Origin of the sequence: Leclercia sp. LSNIH3 (genome assembly GCF_002935105.1) — a bacterium.
GTDB lineage: Bacteria > Pseudomonadota > Gammaproteobacteria > Enterobacterales > Enterobacteriaceae > Enterobacter > Enterobacter adecarboxylatus.
On record NZ_CP026387.1, the window covers coordinates 208,190 to 226,064 of the forward strand.

The following is a 17,875-nucleotide window of genomic DNA, read 5'->3' on the forward strand; positions in this document are numbered from 1 at the left end:
GTTAAATCCGTAGGTTGGTGACTTTGCCGACTTTCTTCGGCGGTGAATGCAGGACGGCGTAGCGGGTACCATCCCAGTCATGATCTTCCTGCTGGGTGTCTACATCGTCAGGGTTCTTACTGTCGCGAACGAGCACCGGCACACGGCTTATCCAGCCCCGGCAGTAGTCAAACACGTAGAATGCTGGTTTCTCTGGCATACCTGATTCCAGCTTCTTGCCCTCAATGACGGCCTCCAGCATGTCAGCAAACAGTGCCGCGCCGTTCACACGCGATCCCGGCTTCTTGTTGGATGGCACCCATTTAACGCCCTGGGATTCCATTTTCTGGGCAATAGATAATTCGTCATCACCGGTGTTGTAGATAGCCCCGTCAGCAGGTCCGGGAACAACCTTCTTGCAGATACCGGGCATGATGTTCAGCTGCCCCTGCGTCACCCCGTTGAGTTTTATCTCCTCAGGCTCAGCAAGCTCCTCTCCCACCAGACGCTTATCAATCCACGCCACGCCCTTAGCAACGTTGGTGGATGACATATTCAGCCCTTTGTTCAGCTCATCAGGCGGGCAGCCGTACCACTCGCCAATGAGGATCAGCGACCCGGCAGGCGGGCAGAACTGGCGACCATCAGGCAGCTCGGCGGTGGTGCCGTCAGCCCGCGCCCACCAGAGGTTGGAGAACGGCTTCGATTCTCCCCAGTCATGAGAGCGGTCAACCGTCCAGCTATCGGGAATGCGGAACGGCTTAATCACGTGATGCGAGGCATTCCACAGATGGTCAAAGCGACCACCGCTGGTGACATCCCACGAACCCTCTACCCAGGCTTTGCGCCGGTTAGGGTCTTTGATTGCCATCAGCGTCGCGATGTACTGCGGATCCAGATACGGGTTCTCTTTGAACGAACCGTGGATAGCGACACGCGTCAGCGTCACGTCCTCTTCGCGTTCGGTCTGCGGGTTAAACACCTTCTGCGTTTCGCGAATGATGGTGCCGCGCGGCGCAGGCTCAATGAAGCGCTTCTTAACCCATGTGTGGCCGATGCCAAACGGGTTTGTGGTGCTGAATGTCTCCAGTGGAATCGGCTTCAGCAGTGAGCCATCATCCCTCGGGTAGTTCTCGGGCCGAAAAGATGATCGCCGGCAGGAGAACATCATCTCGTAGAACTCACCCGACTGCTGCTTGGTCAGCTCGTTAAACCCGATAAACGGGAACTCCTGGCCGTGGTAATCCCAGTAGTCGCCCTCTTCTTTCCCGAAGCGGAACAGCAGCTCCTCACCAGTCGGCCACACCCAGCGCAGCTCAGATGCTGAGGCCAGATATCGGGCACCGTCGTTGAACAGGCGATACATACGCTTTGACTGGGTGATGATGTCGGTGAGGTTTTTATACTCGGTATCGAATATCACGCCACGCCAGAACGAGCCGTAGCCCAGACCAACCAGGCGACGAAAGCGCGCCAGCTGCGCGGCAGTTTTACCCGGTCCGCGCGTCCCCTCGTAGAGTATTTCGTTGCATGGGCAACTCAGGGAGAGCGACTGCGATCCCGGCAAAGGTTTCCAGACGGCTTTGTAATTCATCCACCAAGAACCTCGTTCTGTTGCTTCTGCGCTGCTGCTTCCCAGTCGTCTACGTTATCGCAGGACGGGACCGGCATGATGCTGTGGGTTGCGGTGACCTTCTGCTCCACCTGCTCTTTGAATGCCTGCACGCGCACATGCTTGCCGAGCAATTCGAGGTTTTTAACCTTATCAGGCCACTTAACCTTTTTAAGGATGGTCTCGGCGGTCTCTTCGTCGAAGTTTTGAATGGTCGTGCTGATGTCCAAACCGGTTAGCGAAATTCGCCAGGCTTTAGGCCATGAGGTGATCGGCCTTAGGCTTCCGTCGTCATTCAAGATGTCCAAAACATCCATCTGGTCGATCTCAACCAAGCGCCGGAGCACATAATCGGCATCAATGCCCACATCCTCGTTGCGCTTACTCTTGAGTTCGGCGATCCTGTTTTGAATGACAGGTTTTGACAGGTTCTCGGATGCGGTACGGTTTGCAGTTTTGACGCTGTACCCGGCCCGAATAGCCGCCTTTGTGGCGTTTAAATCGATCAGGTACTCGCGACAAAAAATTTCTTGTTTGTCGGTGAGTGCCATAAATATGACCTTTCTTAATTAGGGAAATTTGTAATGGCTATGCTTTCAATCGATATTGCTTGTCCACATTGTCTAAAAGACAACGCTGTAATGAAATTCATCCATCAAGCACATTTAGCTCAAAGACATTATTCATTAGTTTTTCAATGCCAATCCTGCTTTAAATTGTTAATTGCAGAAGTTGAGACTGATCTTCATGGCGGACCTAGCCAAAGCGCTCAAAACTCTGCTTATCCTGTAATTGTTAATAATCACCGCAATATACGTGTCAACTTAACTTACCCTCAAGCAAAGAGAATAGACGCTCCAATGAGTACACCTCCCCGCGCAGCAAAATTTTTAATTGAAGCCAAAGAGGATTTTGCTCGATGCAGGTATGAAACCAGTGCAATGAATTGCAGAAAAGTGATCGATATTGCAACTAAGGAGCTGCACCTCAAGGAGGAAGAAAAGCTCGTTCGTCGCATTTCTGCTCTTAGAGAGACTGGCTTAATTACTCAAGAGATGGCTGACTGGGCGCATATAGTCCGTATTGATACAAATAGTGCCATTCATTCAGATGAAGAGTTCACGGCCGATGAAGTAGATCAACTGTTGAAATTCACAGAAGTTTTTTTAACGTACTCTTTCACTCTACCAGCCATGGTCAAGGCGAAGCGAGAGCCTTCATAAAATTAATGTTCAGTGGAAGCTGCTTGCTGACGCTAGAAGGTAATACAATTACGATGAATCTACCCATGGTGATGGCTTCGTACGGAAATTCTTAATGTCCCACGCTTACGCTTGTTGTTCCCTGGTACGGTGCCAGGATGTACAAGACTCTGATGCGGAGAATGCCAACTCCGGGGAAACATCAATAAAAAGAGCACATAAACTGAGACTCCTGTAGCCCTCCTTGTGAGGGCTCTTTTTTTAACCATTATCAAGCGCCCCGGGTGAGACGCTTTGTAATGGCAATAAAAGGGCCGCCTAAGCGACCTCTTCTTTGAAAGATATGATTATAAAAGTTTAATTTTCACGTCATAACCTTCCAGACCTGTCATCGCTTCGCGAGCAACAAACTGAATTTCAGATACTTCTTTTCCTGTTTTTTTTCTTAATTCTGAAATTTTTTTTGCGATCAAAGCGGAAATTTCTTCTTCGGTCTTTTGTGTCAGAGCATCAACTTTCATTTGGGCCTCTTCTGGTTTACTCATATTCCCATTCTCCAGCAAGGTGATAGTTGTTGAATCACTATCTTCCACTATAAATGTCTATAAATTATAGACTAATGATGTTGTCGCTGCATACATCTACCAAACCCTTGCTTTCCTGGCTGTAGGGAAACCCTGATGCATTGGTCTGTGACAAAAAAAGCCCCTGCATCACCGCAAGGGCTTTGGGTATATGATGCCGGGTGCCTCCCGGAGAGTCGTTGGGATAACCACCCGTGACTCGCTGCTTCAGTCGTTCATGAGTTAGCAAGCTAAATTTGGAGTTGCTTCTGCGAGCTGCGCGACGCCTCTATCTTCCTGATGCTGGCCTTATCAATGTTGCACTGCCCTAGCGCTGATAACAGGCTTACATTCAAATTCAGGCTGGCCCCATAGGTCAGCGGATCGGGAATCGCAGGTTGCGGCGTCTCAGCTATCAGGTTTGCCGGCAGCGGTACCACCTGAACCGGTACGTACACTGTCCGCGTACTTCCGCAGCCGGTCAGCAGCTGCAGCTGGCACAGGCTGATGAGCGCAATCATCATTCGCAATAGCCACTTTGATATCTGCCTTGGCTCTCTGTGACGCCAGTGCGATCTGGTTCTTTGCATCCTGGTTGGCCTCTGAAATGGCGTTGATAATATTCACGGCCTGTATGACGTTGGCGGTGATGGCGTTTGCTGATTGAGCCTGCTGCTCTGCGTTATCTGCTCGCTCCTTTTCCCGACTGGCTTTGTCGCTGTAATACCAGGCTGACCAGCATGCGCTACCGAACAGGCAGACAATGAACACGACGATCGTAATAAGGTGTCTGGTTTTCATTTATCTAGCCCCCAGCATGCCAGAGCACTTTCCTGATCCCGTCGTTCCACCTGACCGTAACAGCCGTTCTTCTGACCCTTCGTTAACCGGCAGTCTTTGCCACCATCGCGGACCCACCAGCGAATTGCCTCGCACGCGCCTTTACGGTCATCGGCATTCATGCGCTGGTAGAACGTTGAGGGGAAGCACTTACCCGGCCCAATGTTGTACGGGCAGAACGAAGCGATCCCGGCCTTCTGTGGCTCGCTTAGCGGCACCCGAATATTACGCTCAACCCAGGCCAGCGCTTTGTTGCGCTCTACGGCATTCACCTGATCACATTTAGCCTGCGTCAGTTTCATCCCCTGACGAACCGGCTTACCGTCCACCAGCGTAGCACCACGGCAGATTGTCCAGATGCCGGAACCATCGCTGTAGGCGGTCAGGCTGTTACCCTCTTTCTCATTCAGGAACTGGTCGAGAATCACGGGAGCTGACGCACCGGCGAGAACAAGCCCCAGTACCGCAGCGCTAAGCTTTGATCTGTCTGCCACTATTCCCCCCTGACGGCTTTGCGCCGGTCCTCTTTGATTTTGAAGTACAGGTTCGTCAGATACGTCAGCAGACCGAATACCAGGCTGCCGAGCACACCAATGGCTGCCCACTGCGATGGTGATACCTGGTCGAGCAACTGGAGACTCCAGTAACCAGCGTTGGTCGCAGAAGCTCCATAGGCGATGCCAGTGGTTAATTTTTCCATGCGTAACATGCTCTCACCTCCGATAATTCCGGGGTGCTGTGTGTAGTTGGGATCAGGCTCTCCGGACGAATTAACGACAAGACGAGTGATGGGAGTTCCGGGAGCCTGAGATAAAAAAAGGCCCGCATTTTCAGCGGGCCTAACTGAGTTTAAATCTAAGTAGGTAGGTATGTTCCCCAGCCACCATCCGTATTGCAACTGTGTCGAGCAGCATTACTGACCGGTCAGGAGCTCCGGTTAATGGTTATGACTTGGTTACGATTAAATAATAGCACTACTAACGAAGCGCATATAAAAAAAGCCTGCTTTTGCAAGCAGGCAATACTAAACCCAGGTATTGATACTAAGACAGGTGCCGGGTGCCTCCCGGTGACTCGTTACCAGTTATACGAGCCGCAAGCATATCTGCACTTAGCAGTTAACTGGATTGCCCCGCCGCACAGGGGGATTCACCTGACTCTTAACAATAGCAAAAGTTTGTCAGAATTCTAAAGTGTCGATGCTCAAACAGAAAACTGGAAGCAAGTTCCATTAAGCCATCGAGCGGCACGCTTCTGCGCAACGAAGGCAAGCTTCAGAGCATTTCTGACAATGTTCTGCTTCGTGCTTCCCACATTCTTCACCGCATTTCTGACAGACTTCTGCGCAGACACGGCATAGCGATTTGGAAAATTCACTATCAAAGGTCATAAATTGCGCTGCGAGCCGACAAATATTCGCGCACTGCATATCGAGTCTTATGCACTCACGCATCATATCCACTTGTTCTTCTTTCAGACATGAAGCAGCACAATAATCACAGGCAGCCGCGCATTTGTAGCAGGCCTCGATGCATTCAGCATGGTTAATTGGCATATTTCGCTCCTTTCAGTCGTAAGCAGAAAACTAAGTCTGGTTACAGGAGTGCGATGATGCCAGTTAATAGGAGCGTTATTCCAAATTCGCCTAAATTGTAATTACAGGGAACGCATTCGAATAACGACTACCTTCATCAAATTCCGAAACGACTAACGATCTCATGATGGTGTAAGAGGACCTTCCAGAACTTCTGCTTCACCATTATCACAAATGGGATCCCCCTGCGTCAGGTGCCAGATACCGGTTACGGTCTTACCCGTTTCAAGGTCTTCCGTTTCTCCATGGGTATAGTAGGCAACCTGAACTCTGCCATTGTGCTGTATCCAGTAAAAACCCTCTATCATGCCTTTCCCTCCCTCACTGAGAGGAGAGTGTAGCCATTGTGGTTACGGGCTGGTGTGAGAAATACTTAATTAAGAATGAAGCGATGCAATGGTCCGCCATCGAGGACTCGACCCCCGAACCACAGAGGTAGAAGCTCCGTGCTCTTTCCAGTTGAGCTAATGGCGGATAAAAAAGACCAGCAATGAAGCTGGTCAGGGTCATGCAGTTGTCTCTGCAAAGTGGGCGCTTCCCCACTCCAGTGTTGTAATCGTATCGAGAGCATTATCGAATGCCACTTCAACTATAGCATTGCTAATAAAGTCGGCGCTCTGTTAAAGGCCGCTAAAAGGCAGCCTTAGAAATAAATGATATTGAAGATGTGATGCCGGGTGCCTCCCGGTGACCCTGCGCCAGACCACAGAACCGCGTTACTCACCTGCCTGTCTAGCCGCCCCACCGCATAGGGGGATTCACCACCCAGGCACTCTACGTGACACTATCCATAAAAGATAGTTATTAAATTATTTTCACTAATCTGACCGCAGCTTTTTAATCGTTCTGGCATCTGGCTCTCTGTTTTCTGGCAATCAAGGGGCTAACCTTGGGGTGTGCAAAAAACACACAGGAGGGTCAAATGTATAACTCTATTTTGGTTCCCATTGATGTTTCCGAGGATAGCCTGACAAACATGGTGATTCCCTTTGTTCAGGCGCATGCAGTCCTCAACTGTTGTGGTCAACTAAAACTGGCCACCGCGTTAGAGTTTTTCCAGTATCGGTTTTCTGATTCGTTTGGTGGTAACCCACCATTATATTCGTGCGGTCTTAGTGCGCTGTAATATCCAACGATATAGTCCGTTATTGCGTGAGCTGCATCGCTGAAGCTTACATAGCCCGTCGCTGGCACCCATTCGTTCTTCAGACTCCTGAAGAAGCGCTCCATTGGGCTGTTATCCCAGCAGTTTCCACGCCGACTCATACTCTGCCTGATCCGGTATCGCCACAGTAACTGCCGGAACTGCCTGCTCGTATAATGACTGCCTTGATCGCTGTGGAACATCACCCCGACGGGCTTACCACGGGTTTCCCATGCCATTTCCAGTGCTTTCATGGTAAGCCTGCTGTCCGGCGAGAACGACATGGCCCAGCCCACTGGTTTTCTTGCGAACAGGTCGAGAACAACGGCGAGGTACGCCCAGCGCTTACCCGTCCAGAGTAGAGTAAGAGGCAGGGCGTAGTCGGACTATTTCCCTGCCTCTCCTCCCCGAACCGGACGTGCACCTTTCAGCGCATCCGGCTCTCCATTTAAATGCTGGCGAACGCCATTGCCACTTCTGTAAAGCGCGATGTATACGTGTTTCTGGTCTCCGTCCTCAGATAGGGATTACCTTCGGGTAGCCGCCAGCGGAACAGCTTCTTGCCTTGCCCCACCAACCGGTACAGTATTTCGCCGCTGAGCTTGCCGTGATTGGTTTTACCAAATAAAACCCACGTTTTGCTCTGACCCGGTTTCGGTGATTTACACCACCACCTCATCAGGGAAGCGATACCTGTACGGTATTTGCGGGCCAGCCAGTGAGCCAGCTTCCAGAACACGACACGGTCGATATAACTGAAGACTTTGGCCTTAAAATCAACGAACTGATAGAACATGGCCCAGCCTTTCAGTTTTCGGTTGAGTTGTTCAGCCATATCGACTTTGCTTTCACTGTAGTTGCCTGATAACAGTGCTGTCAGCGATGCGGCGAAGTTTCTGGCTTTCTCCTGCGGGATCGTTGAGACCACTCGCATCTCGCCATAACGACTGCGTTTGCGAATGATCCTGTGCCCCAGAAAGATAAAGCCGTCATTAACATGGGTGATTTTAGTCTTATCCATGTTCAGCCTGAGTTTCAGACTGCCTTCGAGCACACCCCGACACTCCTCCCTGATGGCTTCCGCCTGTGCTTTGGTGCCTTTGACGATGAGGACAAAATCATCGGCATAGCGGCAGTACGCCACCGCGGGTTTCCACTGCCAGTTTTCTCTGACCGCCGTACTTCGGCCCCGTTGGATACTGTTATTCCAGTACCACCGATCTTTTCTGGCTTTCCCGCTCAGGTAGCGCTCATGCAGGTATTGATCGAACTCATTCAGCATGATGTTCGATAATAGCGGCGATATAACACCGCCCTGTGGTACACCTTCACTGGCCGCCCGAAAGAGACCGACATCGATATGTCCCGCCTTGATGGTTTTCCACAGCAGAGTCATGAAACGTGCGTCACTGATCCTGCGGCGTACAGCCTTCATCAGCAGTCGATGATGTACGGTGTCGAAGTAACTGGACAGGTCGCCTTCAATCACCCAGCGTCCCCGGGTTTCACCACAGTCTGTGAGCTGTAATTTCACCGTGCGGATCGCGTGGTGGACACTGCGCTCAGGCCGGAAGCCATATGAGAGCGTATGAAAATCACTCTCCCATATCGGCTCCATCGCCATCAGCATGGCCCGCTGAACAATACGATCCCGCAACGCGGGGATACCCAGTGGTCGCAGTTTGCCGTTGCTTTTAGGGATGTAAACCCGTCTGGCGGGCAAGGGCTGGTAGTGGCCTGAGAGTAATTCATCCCTGAGGATTTGCAGCTCAACAGCCAGTCTGGCCTGTAGCATTGTTTTGTTCACGCCATCAACGCCGGGGGTATGGGCCCCCTTTGATGAAAGCGTGATCCGCGCCGCTTCAGCCAGCCATTCTGGTTGTGTTATCAGACGCAGCAGCCGTTGAATCCGTAGGGACGGATCGGTGGCTGCCCATGTGGCAAGCTTGCGTTGCATTTCGCTGATTATCAAAGGTCTTCACCTCGTTAGGTCAGTTAATTCACGTCGCAAACACATTCAAACTGCTTCCCTTCGCCATGTAATGGGCTTTCCCCATCGCGGACTACTACGGAAGCTCCGCCAGCCAGCGCGTCATCGGAGCCATGCCCCCTTAACATCCGTCGCTGACCTTCCCCGGTTTACCTGCCTGGACTCAGGCATACTGAGGAGGCTGCCCGTCGCACTCTTTATCCTTGCTTGCCGCAAGTTGGCAGAAGTCAGCAACGCAAGCGTGATAGACGCTGCTGCCCCGGTGTTTCGCATACATGTCAAAACACCTTCGACCGGCAGTGCTTACGTATCACTGCCAGTTCCTCCTGCACGGCCTGTCAGATCACGTAGGCCGTGGTGACGTTTTCAACCCACAGAGGCGGATTAACGGGTTCATGTTCTTCAGCCTTTCAGTACTTAACCTTGAGGATCATCTCGGCTTAGTGATCTCGCCTCAATCCCCGTTGTCAGCGGGTTACATCACCCTGCGGGCATGCCGCAGGTCACTGCCGCTCAGGTTCTCCACCGTCACACCCGGTGGGATTGTTGGGTTTCTCATCGTGAGTTACCGGTTCAATATTCCAGACAGACTCGCGGTTCATTTAAGCATCCATGCCCGCCCTGAACTCCGGGCACACTATAGGTCACATCACCGCACCACACCTGATTTGGTTCCGTTACGGCGAACTGTCGCTCAAGATGATTCGGGATAGCAACGTGCTCATGACCGCCACGCTTATACCGGTGAGTCGGCTGCTGGCAACTGACCAGCCCCAGCTCTTTCATGAGTCTGCCAGCAAGCCAGCGCCCCATCTGGTAGCCTCTCTGGGTTGCCATTGTGGCGATGCTTCTTGCTCCGGCAGAGCCGTGGCTGATGCCATGCAGTTCAAGTACCTGGCTGCGTAATACAGCCCGTCTGCCGTCTGGCTTTTCAGGACGGTTTTTCCAGTATTTGTAGCTGCTGCGATGGACCCCGAACACATGGCAGAGAGTGGCCACAGGATAACGCGCCCTGAGTTTCCCGATTATCGAGAACTGTTCAGGGAGTCTGACATCAAGAGCGCGGTAGCCTTTTTTAATATTTCATTTTCCATTTCAGTACGTTGTAGCTTTTTCCTGAGCTCACGGATTTCAATTTGTTCCGGGGTAATGGGGGAGGCTTTTGGTGTTTTTCCCTGCCGCTCATCACGTAATTGTTTCACCCATCGCGTCATTGTGGAAAGGCCGACATCCATAGCGCTGGCTGCATCTGCCACGGTGTAATTCTGGTCAACGACCAGTTGAGCGGATTCGCGTTTAAACTCTGCGCTGAAATTTCTTTTTTTCATTATGGCACCTGTGTTGTTCTGAGGTGAGCATATCACCTCTGTTCAGGTGGCCAAATTCAGTAAACCACTTCAAACATACTCTATCGAACTTTCTAAAGACTCATACATTAAACCTTTACCTTGGCTAGCATGATCTAATGAAAACCCAAGGTAACATGCCTGAAAAACGCCATAAACAAAGTTAGTAAAGTTGATACTGCCTATAATTTTCTGGTCATTCTTCAAAGTAACAACAAGAAGCAGACTTCTTTTATCCTGATAATCATACAGAGAGTTAATTATTCGATTTTGTATATTCTCTAATGCAAAATATTCATCATCGCGTTGAGGTTCGTATGGCGCCAGATGAGCTCTATTATTCACTAAGTAAAGCTGAAGATTTTTTGCGTATTCACCAACCAGCAGATGTACATCAGTTCGTTCTGTCGAAAACAGTTTCATAATTCATCATCACGCAAGGACTTGGGGGGCGTATATTAACAAGTCATGTCTCTTACAAACTACTTAGTTGATTTTTTCTAATAATTTCAGTCTGTTTATTCATAAAGTTACTCAGATTTATACTTAATAGAGTCAACGCCCGCTCAACGATCCCCCGTACGCGCACTACTCCTGTCAGCTATGTGCCAGGAGCGGACGTAGAATTAACCCGGTTGTAAAACAGATTTTTTCCTTTTGGTTTAACTTAACGTGCCGTACTACTTGCAAAGAAGCGACAATAACTCAAAAATGAATGAACGTTCATTCATGACTGATTTGTGATTCTTTCTAATCATTCTGTGGTCAAAACAAGCAAAGGCAAATTATGACCAATAAAACGCTCAGACTTTTATTTCCCCAATGGCAAGGCGGCAATAACCCACCCTATCACCTTGGGTCGCTTCTTCTCTCGTATCTTTCCCCAGAATCGGATGGCCCTCTTGAGTCTGTTCCGGTCGATGAGCCCACAGCGGAGCCACTGGCGGAAGTAGATGGCATTACCGCTAAACTTCAAATTATCAGGCAGCTCAACGATGCAGCCACTCTGATTGAGAAACATAATCCCGATTCAATTGTTGTTTTTGGTGGCGATTGCCTGGTATCACTGGCTCCTTTTTCACATCTGCTCAATAAATACGGTGATAAACTTGGTGTGCTATGGATTGACTCTCACCCTGACGTACAGACTGCTAAACAGTATCCAAATGCTCATGCCCATGTTCTTGGAGCACTAATGGGAACAGGTGATAAAGATTTAGTTGCTCACGTAACCACCAGGCTTAATCCCTCAAAAGTAATGATTGCAGGTTTCCACGATCCACTGGCTTATGAAGCTGAATACCTTGCTCGTCATGACATTGCGACTATCAGTCCTGAACAAGTCAAAAATGATGGGAAAGAAGTTTTGGAGTGGATTCACAGGGAAAGCATTGAGTATCTGGCGATACACCTGGATCTTGACGTTCTCGATCCTTCACTTTTCCGTTCTGTACTTTTCGCCATGCCAGGCAGAGGCGAGCACGATTTTGGCGATGTAGCAGAAGGCAAGCTGACTATTGAAGATGTACTCAATCTGATAGCTCAGGCTACCTCAAAAACGGCACCGGTCGGCCTTACGATTGCTGAACATCTGCCGTGGGATATGATGAACCTCAAGAAAATGCTCAGTGTATTACCGCTGATGAAGTGATATATGATTCCAGGAGCCAGAACTACAGAGTTAAGTCTGGCTCCTGGAGGGATATAGCGTTAAAGTCCTGGCACCGTATAAAACATTAAACTCGACATGTTAAAGAAAACTGAAACCTACCATAAGCTGATTACCGCTGCTGCTGCCTGTTTTGCAGAAAAAGGCTTCAGTGCGACAAGCGTGCGTGAAATTTCTACCCGCGCTGGGATCAGTCAGGGAGCAATGTACACGTATTTCAAAAGCAAGGATGACCTCATTAAGGCTATCGTTCTTGAAGAGCAGAACTCAGCGCTGACAGCTCATAATGCTCCATCCAGGGGTACTCATTTCGACCGCCTTTGTGCGCGGGTTACTTCGTGCATAAGCGATGTAGGCTACCCGGTCACGCATCAATTGTGGGTTGAAATAATGGCGGAGTCTGCGCGGAACCCTGAATTGCAGAAAACGTATATATCCAGTGATACCATCATGCGTCAAAGTATTGCAGGAATTATCACAGAAGGTATGGCAGCAGGAGAGTTTCGCCAGGACATTAGCCTGGAGGAAACCACAATTATACTATTTGCCTTTATCGACGGTTTAATTGCACGCAAAGCCATAAACGCGTCTTTCTCTTTCAGTCGTGATCTACCCATGTTTTTTGAGCTAATGTCAAAATTATTGAAATAATGCTGAACAGGTTACGATAGCTCACGACTCGCAAATATCTGCTCCTCGCTCATAACAGATATTCTCCTGCGCAGCATCCGCTTCGTGCCCGAAGCGGACATAGAAACCGTAACCAGGAAGGTGGTGCCCAGTCATCAATGATCATATGATGCTCAATCCCACCCTATAGTAGACCTCGTCAGGCAGCTTTTTCAGTCAGATGTTACTCTATACCGTATTTTCTTTGAGTCACAAAAACCGGTTGTTTCCAGTTAGGACCTTTTATTACTCCCATTTTGTCATTAAGGGAAACAACACCTTTTTCGCCTAATTCGTGGAAAGCGTGCATGAACTCACCTGATTGAATTGCGCTGAATCGATATCGTACAAAATATTTATCCAAACTTGGATATCCAATACTTTTCGAAAAACCAGCAAAGAACGTTATGATGTCCTCAACCTTCTCATTTTTGAATAATAACTCTAAATCAATCAATTAAGCGCTCTCCGTTTTGATCCTTCTGCTGCTTTAAGAGTAGCATTGACATGCTTCCATTTGATGAATATACGATGAAGTGAGCGATATCTCCATCTGGCTATACGGATAATGCGAATGTCCGCTTTTCGCTCAAAGCGGACCTTGATGTCTCATGGACGGTCCGTTTCGTGCAGGAGCGAACCTGGCCCAGATAAGTATGCGTAATCCTCGCATTGACCTTAGTGATAGTGAACGGACGCGTTCAGCGCGAGTCGCTTAACCACTCATGCATTTTTATCGAATAGAGAAGACTTGGCGGTGCATCTTCAACGTCATGGATCTTTTTGATAAATCTTAACCCCGTTTTCTCAAGCACTTTCTGTGACGCCAGATGGTTCTCCCGGACAACCGCTGATATATCCGTGAGTTTGCTCTCCTCAAAGCCAAATTTTATCGCGCGGGAAGCAAGGTCTGTGGCCAGGCCTTTGCCCCAGGCCTCTGTGGAAAATCGGTATCCAAGATTATTGACAACGAGATCCCCATAACTCCGAATCCTCAACCCGCCAAAACCGATAATTTTTTCAGGGTCAGCAAGAAGCGAAATTGCCCAGTTTCCAAACCCCTGAGTTTGCCAGTGGTCGAGCCAACTGTTCAGAACCGTTTTTGCATGGTCAATGCTCGGATAGGGACCCGCCGGATTGAACGTATTCGTCGCGGGATCACCATAGATTTTGAAGAGATCGTCTGCATCTGATGAGATTACAGGGCGAAGGTATAACCGATTTGTTTGAAGTCGCAATTTTATCTCCCAGGCTCTCAGGCCAAAAGACTGTTTTTTAGAGGGTTCCTTTTGATTTAAGCACACTTTTGAGGGAGTCTGGAGATGACGTTAACCGCGATGTCCGCTTCTCGCAGATAACAGAAGGTGTTCATTATCTGCTCATGACTGATTCGACCGACTTGCCTGCTATTTCGCCCAGAGATAGCTATGAATAGCGTTCAGTAGCAGGCTGCATACCGGAAAGTAAGTATTTTCAATATTTGCGCAGACTACAAATTCAACCGGGATCTTTATTAATCAAAATATGCCGGTAATACTTCCTTATGACATAAATCGTACACTGGTCCCAGGCCATGACTGCTGGAGGAATACAAAGCACACACTGTGCAATGTCTCGCCATAATGCGTTTTCGCCTGGAAATAATGTATTAAAAAGGGAAAAAAAGATAAAAATCAGCGCAAAAAATAAAAGCGCTCCCAACCAATGTTCATAATGTGCACTGGCTTTGCTGCGCGCTTCTTTATAATTGCGATCTCTGATTGGTTTAGGCAGATCCCTAAGCTCAGGAATACTCTTTTTCGTCCAGTATATTTTCACTGTCACTCCTTTTGCACATCTGTTTATGATAATGAATATCATTTACAATGGCAAACTGATCTGTCCCCTGCCCTCATCAAACACGCTTTTAGCTATTCCCTTGCTCCGATAGCTGCCGGGCTGACTTAACATGCTCCAGCAGCATCGACTTGATGGACGCTCTGGATCTTATTCCTTTAAGAATGTCGCCACCGCGCCGGAGAAACGCTCGGGCTGATCAAGCATGACAAAGTGAAAACTGTCATCGATACGGGTGAAATGAATCTCTTTTGCAGAGGCATAGGCTTGACGGTACATCGAATCCACGCTGGCTGCCGGAATACCGAATAAAGGGTCATAGGCGTACACAACCTCAATCGGCGCTTTAATGTGGCCAAGTTCGGGGCGCAAATCGGTCATCATCAGTTCGTACACGGCATCCGCCACGGTTTTGGGATCGGAATGGATCCCTGCCGCCACCAGGGCGGGTCTCACCGCATCGGTCTTAACTAAACGGGCGATGGAAGTCGTCTGAAACTCTGCACGCTGCTCAGGCGACTGCGACAGCAGCCAATCCCGCATTCTGGTGGCAGGTTGGGCAGCCGTTTCGCGGGTCGCAGTGGGATCAATCATCAACGTATAGAATGGCAACGCATCGACAACCATCAAGCGACTGACCAGGTCGGGATGGCGGGCACCCAGCATCAATGCGATCTCCCCCCCAAGGGAGTGACCAATAAGCACAGGGGCTTTCAGGTGCCGGGTGCGAATGTACTCCGCGATCGCGTCAACTGCCGGAGCGATAACCTTCCCGTCAGGATTGGAAATGGCAGGGGTACTCGCAAATCCCGCCAGTTCGACAAGATGAATGCGGTGGCTCTTACGTAAATCTGCGGCTAAACCGGTCCAGACGTCTCGGGACGACGCCAGCCCTGGAATCAGTATGACATCCGTACCTGAGCCTTGCGTCTGTACAGAGATACGCTGCGAGTTCGGATGTTCGGCAGGTGTAGGCAGAGACTGAGCTGTGGACGTCGAGACTAAGGCTAACATCAAAAAAAACGTCCCGCCGATCATTGTACGGATAGTTGCGGTATACATTGGATTTCCCTGTTTAAGCTAAGCGGTCAGAAAGTAGCGGGAGCCGCGCCAGATCGCGAGTCGCCAGGACATTTTATAAAGCGAGTTTGTGACGCATAAGGTCGTAGAGAGACGCGCTTTTTAGAATGGCTGGATGACATACAGCCATGCACGCGTCAGCCCATCTTTTTGAAATACATAGCTTAATATACCGATTTTGTTCCGCAAAAAGTAGTCAAGGTCGGGTGCGAGCGGGAGCCGTCTGTGCCGTTTACATCAGGCCCGGCCCCCTGAAGGTGCGCCGCCATTCGCTTGGGCTGACGTTGTAGCGCGCCTTGAAACTCTGGCGGAAAGAGACCGGAGACTGGTATCCGGCAAGGGATGAGACGACTTCAATGCTGTGATCCGTGGTTTCAAGCAGCTCCTGGCTGCGCTGCAGACGCTGGGCGCTGAGCCAGTCTCCTACAGTCATACCGGTAGCCTTAATAAAATGGCGGGTCAGCGTGCGACGGCTCATGCCAGCGTAACCGGCTAAAGAGTCAATATCGTGTCGCTTGTCCAGATTGCGGCGCAGGTAATCGATAAGGTCATTTATCTGCTCGTCACGCGTCGTTTCAGGTACCGCATGCTCGATAAACTGCGCCTGCCCGCCCTCCCGGTAAGGCGGAATGACCATCCTTCGGGCTACGCGGTTCGCCAGCGCGGTACCGTAGTGTTCCCTCACGATATTGAGGCAGCAGTCGATGCCTGCCGCCGTACCGGCGGATGTGATGAGGCGTTCATCGCTGGTATAAAGCGCATTGCTGTCCAGCCTGACCTGCGGAAAGCGTCTGGCAAAATCCTGCTCAAATTCCCAGTGCGTGGAGGCTCTGCGATTATCCAGCAGTCCGGCGTAGGCGAGGACATAAGCGCCAAGACACAGCCCTGCGACTTCGGCTCCCCGTTGCCAGGCTCTGCGCAGCGCGTCAAGCAATGCGGGTGCCGGGCGCGTCTCAGGATGCTCCCAGAACGGCACGATAATGATGTCCGCCGTTTCCAGTTGCTCAGGCCCGTGCTCCACATTGATTGAAATCCCGATATCGGACACCACAGTACCGGGCTGTTCAGCGCAGACCGTCACCTCGAAAAGTCCCCGCTCCGGCATCGCCTTGTCAAAGACCATGGACGGAACGGAAAAGTGAAACGGGCTGAAGCCCGGCGTGGCGATAACAACAACGTGCAGAGCGGACATGATGGTGACCTTTTACTGATTAAACCGGGTGTGGCTGATGTTATGCCGTACAGGCGACAGTCGGATCTTAGTCGCCTGCAGGCATGTCGGCGTCAGAGGCTCAGCGTCTCGCCGTCTTCAGGCACCAGCACATTTTGCTGGATACCTTGCTCTGCGGTGTAGTCGCGCAGTTCCGCGCGGCTCAGCAGGCAATGGTTCACCGCTTCCATATGGGATGCCACGATGGTCGCAGCAGGCAGAATGTCCAGCGTGCGCAGGGCATCCTCTTTACCCATTATAATGGCGCCAATCCCGTCAACCGTGGCACATCCGATATTCAGGACCACAACGTCCGGCGCGTATTTTGTCAGGCTGTCCACGTAAGGGGGAACCCAGATGGTATCGCCTGCAATATAGAGCGTTTTTTCACCCTCTGCAGAAAAGACCAGCCCGCACGCATCGCCCAGACGCTCAGCCACCTCTGGAATGGCATAGGCCTCATCACTGCCATGCTGTCCATCGGTTTTCACGATCTTAATACCAGAGATGACGTTGCTGTCAGCCAGCACCTTGACGGCGGTAAAGCCCTGAGAACGGATGAGGGACGCGTCGCTTTCATTCTGGGTGTAGATCACCTTGTCTTTAGGGATCAGCTGCTGTGCCGCTTCGTCCCAGTGGTCCTGATGCGTGTGCGTCACAATAATCACGTCCACGTCCAGCAACTCATCAACTGCAACCGGCAATGCTACCAGAGGATTACGCAGGTGAGCGCGCGCGGTTCCGGCAAAACCGGGCCAGGCCTCTTTATCAGCGAGCATCGGGTCGATCAGGAAGCGAACCCCGGCATAGTCAAGCTTCAGTGTGGCGTTACGTATATGAGTCAGCTGCATTTTTTACTCCGTGAGATAAACCGCTGCGACGCGGTCTGTGCATTGAAAGTGCAGTATAAAAAAGTTGCAGACGAGGTTGTGAGGTGCGCGAAGGTCATTATTCGATGAAAAAGGGTCAAAGCGCCAGGCCAGATCGCCGCCGCTACAGAGGAGGCTGATGCACCACAGCGAACGCGCGCTCTGGCGCCTGAGCAACTATCTCAGGCGGTGTACCCTTCTGGTCGGACAGGGTTCTGTTTTTCGGGGAATGCCCTCTGACCCGATATCATCGCATTTTGACTTTTCTGCCT

At 50.4% G+C, this 17,875-nt stretch carries 19 protein-coding genes, 1 tRNA gene and 3 pseudogenes; 4 read left to right on the plus strand and 19 right to left on the minus strand.

Annotated features, from left to right (window positions below):
* Position 1: 1 nt before the first annotated feature.
* Together C3F35_RS01000 and C3F35_RS01005 are read right to left on the minus strand one after the other, a co-directional pair.
* Positions 2-1,573: a terminase gene (locus tag C3F35_RS01000; protein ID WP_103792450.1), complete on the minus strand. Its 1,572-nt coding sequence runs from the start codon at positions 1,571-1,573 to the stop codon at positions 2-4.
* On the minus strand, positions 1,570-2,142 hold the full coding sequence (locus tag C3F35_RS01005) for a terminase small subunit (RefSeq protein WP_103792451.1): 573 nt from the start codon (positions 2,140-2,142) through the stop codon (positions 1,570-1,572). The genes C3F35_RS01000 and C3F35_RS01005 overlap by 4 nt, the downstream gene beginning before the upstream one ends.
* A 33-nt stretch (positions 2,143-2,175) precedes the next feature.
* Between C3F35_RS01005 and C3F35_RS01010 the strand changes: the two genes are divergently transcribed.
* Entirely contained in the window at positions 2,176-2,814 is a 639-nt protein-coding gene (locus C3F35_RS01010; RefSeq protein WP_233211644.1) for a DUF4145 domain-containing protein, read from the plus strand.
* Between the two features lie 326 nt (positions 2,815-3,140).
* Here the strand turns inward: C3F35_RS01010 and C3F35_RS01015 are convergent, their stop codons facing one another.
* The 7 genes from C3F35_RS01015 to C3F35_RS01045 all read right to left on the minus strand — a co-directional run bounded on the left by C3F35_RS01015 (position 3,141) and on the right by C3F35_RS01045 (position 6,264).
* The gene (locus C3F35_RS01015) at positions 3,141-3,314 is read right to left on the minus strand and encodes a GnsA/GnsB family addiction module toxin (RefSeq protein ID WP_103792468.1); all 174 of its coding nucleotides are present in this window, start codon (positions 3,312-3,314) and stop codon (positions 3,141-3,143) included.
* 293 nt (positions 3,315-3,607) lie between these two features.
* Positions 3,608-3,946 carry an Rz1-like lysis system protein LysC gene (gene lysC / locus C3F35_RS27320; RefSeq protein WP_442786109.1) on the minus strand — a complete coding sequence of 113 codons (339 nt, stop codon included), beginning with the start codon at positions 3,944-3,946 and terminating at the stop codon, positions 3,608-3,610.
* A 207-nt stretch (positions 3,947-4,153) separates the two neighbouring features.
* Positions 4,154-4,690 carry a lysozyme gene (locus tag C3F35_RS01025; RefSeq protein WP_442786110.1) on the minus strand — a complete coding sequence of 179 codons (537 nt, stop codon included), beginning with the start codon at positions 4,688-4,690 and terminating at the stop codon, positions 4,154-4,156.
* Positions 4,690-4,905, minus strand: coding sequence for a class II holin family protein (locus C3F35_RS01030; RefSeq protein WP_103792469.1), 216 nt, complete (start codon positions 4,903-4,905; stop codon positions 4,690-4,692). Before C3F35_RS01030 ends, C3F35_RS01025 begins: the two co-directional genes overlap by 1 nt.
* A gap of 522 nt (positions 4,906-5,427) precedes the next feature.
* Positions 5,428-5,751 (minus strand): four-helix bundle copper-binding protein, encoded by a 324-nt coding sequence (locus C3F35_RS01035; RefSeq protein ID WP_103792453.1) that lies wholly within the window; start codon positions 5,749-5,751, stop codon positions 5,428-5,430.
* A gap of 161 nt (positions 5,752-5,912) precedes the next feature.
* On the minus strand, positions 5,913-6,098 hold the full coding sequence (locus C3F35_RS26980) for a hypothetical protein (protein WP_103792454.1): 186 nt from the start codon (positions 6,096-6,098) through the stop codon (positions 5,913-5,915).
* Positions 6,099-6,187: 89 nt separating this feature from the next.
* Positions 6,188-6,264 (minus strand) — tRNA-Arg (locus C3F35_RS01045).
* 448 nt (positions 6,265-6,712) lie between these two features.
* Here C3F35_RS01045 and C3F35_RS27235 point away from each other — a divergent pair.
* Positions 6,713-6,796, plus strand: a pseudogene (locus tag C3F35_RS27235) (universal stress protein UspA); the annotation flags it as partial.
* Between the two features lie 17 nt (positions 6,797-6,813).
* Here the strand turns inward: C3F35_RS27235 and C3F35_RS01055 are convergent.
* The 4 genes and pseudogenes from C3F35_RS01055 to C3F35_RS01075 form a co-directional block, all read right to left on the minus strand.
* Positions 6,814-7,302 (minus strand): annotated as a pseudogene (locus tag C3F35_RS01055) (IS3 family transposase); the annotation flags it as partial.
* An 80-nt stretch (positions 7,303-7,382) separates the two neighbouring features.
* Positions 7,383-8,891, minus strand: coding sequence for a group II intron reverse transcriptase/maturase (gene ltrA / locus C3F35_RS01060; protein WP_001189111.1), 1,509 nt, complete (start codon positions 8,889-8,891; stop codon positions 7,383-7,385).
* Between the two features lie 672 nt (positions 8,892-9,563).
* Positions 9,564-10,252: pseudogene (locus tag C3F35_RS01070) on the minus strand (IS3-like element ISEc52 family transposase); the annotation flags it as partial.
* A 69-nt stretch (positions 10,253-10,321) separates the two neighbouring features.
* On the minus strand, positions 10,322-10,693 hold the full coding sequence (locus C3F35_RS01075; RefSeq protein WP_103793235.1) for a GNAT family N-acetyltransferase: 372 nt from the start codon (positions 10,691-10,693) through the stop codon (positions 10,322-10,324).
* Positions 10,694-11,057: 364 nt separating this feature from the next.
* On the opposite strand from C3F35_RS01075, the gene C3F35_RS01080 reads away from it, so the two are divergent.
* Positions 11,058-11,921, plus strand: coding sequence for an arginase family protein (locus tag C3F35_RS01080; RefSeq protein ID WP_103793234.1), 864 nt, complete (start codon positions 11,058-11,060; stop codon positions 11,919-11,921).
* Between the two features lie 96 nt (positions 11,922-12,017).
* A complete protein-coding gene (locus tag C3F35_RS01085; RefSeq protein WP_103793233.1) occupies positions 12,018-12,590 on the plus strand; it encodes a TetR/AcrR family transcriptional regulator in 573 nt (190 codons plus the stop codon).
* Positions 12,591-12,792: 202 nt separating this feature from the next.
* Here the strand turns inward: C3F35_RS01085 and C3F35_RS01090 are convergent, their stop codons facing one another.
* From C3F35_RS01090 to C3F35_RS01115, 6 genes are all read right to left on the minus strand, one after another.
* Positions 12,793-13,065, minus strand: a complete 273-nt coding sequence (locus C3F35_RS01090; RefSeq protein WP_103793232.1) for a hypothetical protein — start codon at positions 13,063-13,065, stop codon at positions 12,793-12,795.
* Between the two features lie 244 nt (positions 13,066-13,309).
* A complete protein-coding gene (locus tag C3F35_RS01095; RefSeq protein ID WP_103793231.1) occupies positions 13,310-13,846 on the minus strand; it encodes a GNAT family N-acetyltransferase in 537 nt (178 codons plus the stop codon).
* A gap of 259 nt (positions 13,847-14,105) precedes the next feature.
* On the minus strand, positions 14,106-14,426 hold the full coding sequence (locus C3F35_RS01100; RefSeq protein WP_144837806.1) for a hypothetical protein: 321 nt from the start codon (positions 14,424-14,426) through the stop codon (positions 14,106-14,108).
* 168 nt (positions 14,427-14,594) lie between these two features.
* Complete coding sequence (locus C3F35_RS01105) at positions 14,595-15,506, minus strand: alpha/beta fold hydrolase (protein WP_103793229.1); 912 nt, start codon at positions 15,504-15,506, stop codon at positions 14,595-14,597.
* A 250-nt stretch (positions 15,507-15,756) separates the two neighbouring features.
* Positions 15,757-16,716 (minus strand): GlxA family transcriptional regulator, encoded by a 960-nt coding sequence (locus C3F35_RS01110; protein WP_032617925.1) that lies wholly within the window; start codon positions 16,714-16,716, stop codon positions 15,757-15,759.
* A gap of 92 nt (positions 16,717-16,808) precedes the next feature.
* The gene (locus C3F35_RS01115; protein ID WP_103793228.1) at positions 16,809-17,585 is read right to left on the minus strand and encodes an MBL fold metallo-hydrolase; all 777 of its coding nucleotides are present in this window, start codon (positions 17,583-17,585) and stop codon (positions 16,809-16,811) included.
* Positions 17,586-17,875 lie beyond the last annotated feature (290 nt).

Bases quoted from the DNA above. Each gene is read 5' to 3' on its own strand.
- C3F35_RS01000 (WP_103792450.1), bottom strand. From the start codon at position 1,573: ATGAATTACAAAGCCGTCTGGAAACCTTTGCCGGGATCGCAGTCGCTC.
- C3F35_RS01005 (WP_103792451.1), bottom strand. From the start codon at position 2,142: ATGGCACTCACCGACAAACAAGAAATTTTTTGTCGCGAGTACCTGATC.
- C3F35_RS01105 (WP_103793229.1), bottom strand. From the start codon at position 15,506: ATGTATACCGCAACTATCCGTACAATGATCGGCGGGACGTTTTTTTTG.
- C3F35_RS01035 (WP_103792453.1), bottom strand. From the start codon at position 5,751: ATGCCAATTAACCATGCTGAATGCATCGAGGCCTGCTACAAATGCGCG.
- C3F35_RS01085 (WP_103793233.1), top strand. From the start codon at position 12,018: ATGTTAAAGAAAACTGAAACCTACCATAAGCTGATTACCGCTGCTGCT.
- C3F35_RS01030 (WP_103792469.1), bottom strand. From the start codon at position 4,905: ATGTTACGCATGGAAAAATTAACCACTGGCATCGCCTATGGAGCTTCT.
- C3F35_RS01110 (WP_032617925.1), bottom strand. From the start codon at position 16,716: ATGTCCGCTCTGCACGTTGTTGTTATCGCCACGCCGGGCTTCAGCCCG.
- ltrA (WP_001189111.1), bottom strand. From the start codon at position 8,891: ATGCAACGCAAGCTTGCCACATGGGCAGCCACCGATCCGTCCCTACGG.
- C3F35_RS01080 (WP_103793234.1), top strand. From the start codon at position 11,058: ATGACCAATAAAACGCTCAGACTTTTATTTCCCCAATGGCAAGGCGGC.
- C3F35_RS01010 (WP_233211644.1), top strand. From the start codon at position 2,176: ATGGCTATGCTTTCAATCGATATTGCTTGTCCACATTGTCTAAAAGAC.
- C3F35_RS26980 (WP_103792454.1), bottom strand. From the start codon at position 6,098: ATGATAGAGGGTTTTTACTGGATACAGCACAATGGCAGAGTTCAGGTT.
- C3F35_RS01075 (WP_103793235.1), bottom strand. From the start codon at position 10,693: ATGAAACTGTTTTCGACAGAACGAACTGATGTACATCTGCTGGTTGGT.
- C3F35_RS01015 (WP_103792468.1), bottom strand. From the start codon at position 3,314: ATGAAAGTTGATGCTCTGACACAAAAGACCGAAGAAGAAATTTCCGCT.
- lysC (WP_442786109.1), bottom strand. From the start codon at position 3,946: ATGCAAAGAACCAGATCGCACTGGCGTCACAGAGAGCCAAGGCAGATA.
- C3F35_RS01115 (WP_103793228.1), bottom strand. From the start codon at position 17,585: ATGCAGCTGACTCATATACGTAACGCCACACTGAAGCTTGACTATGCC.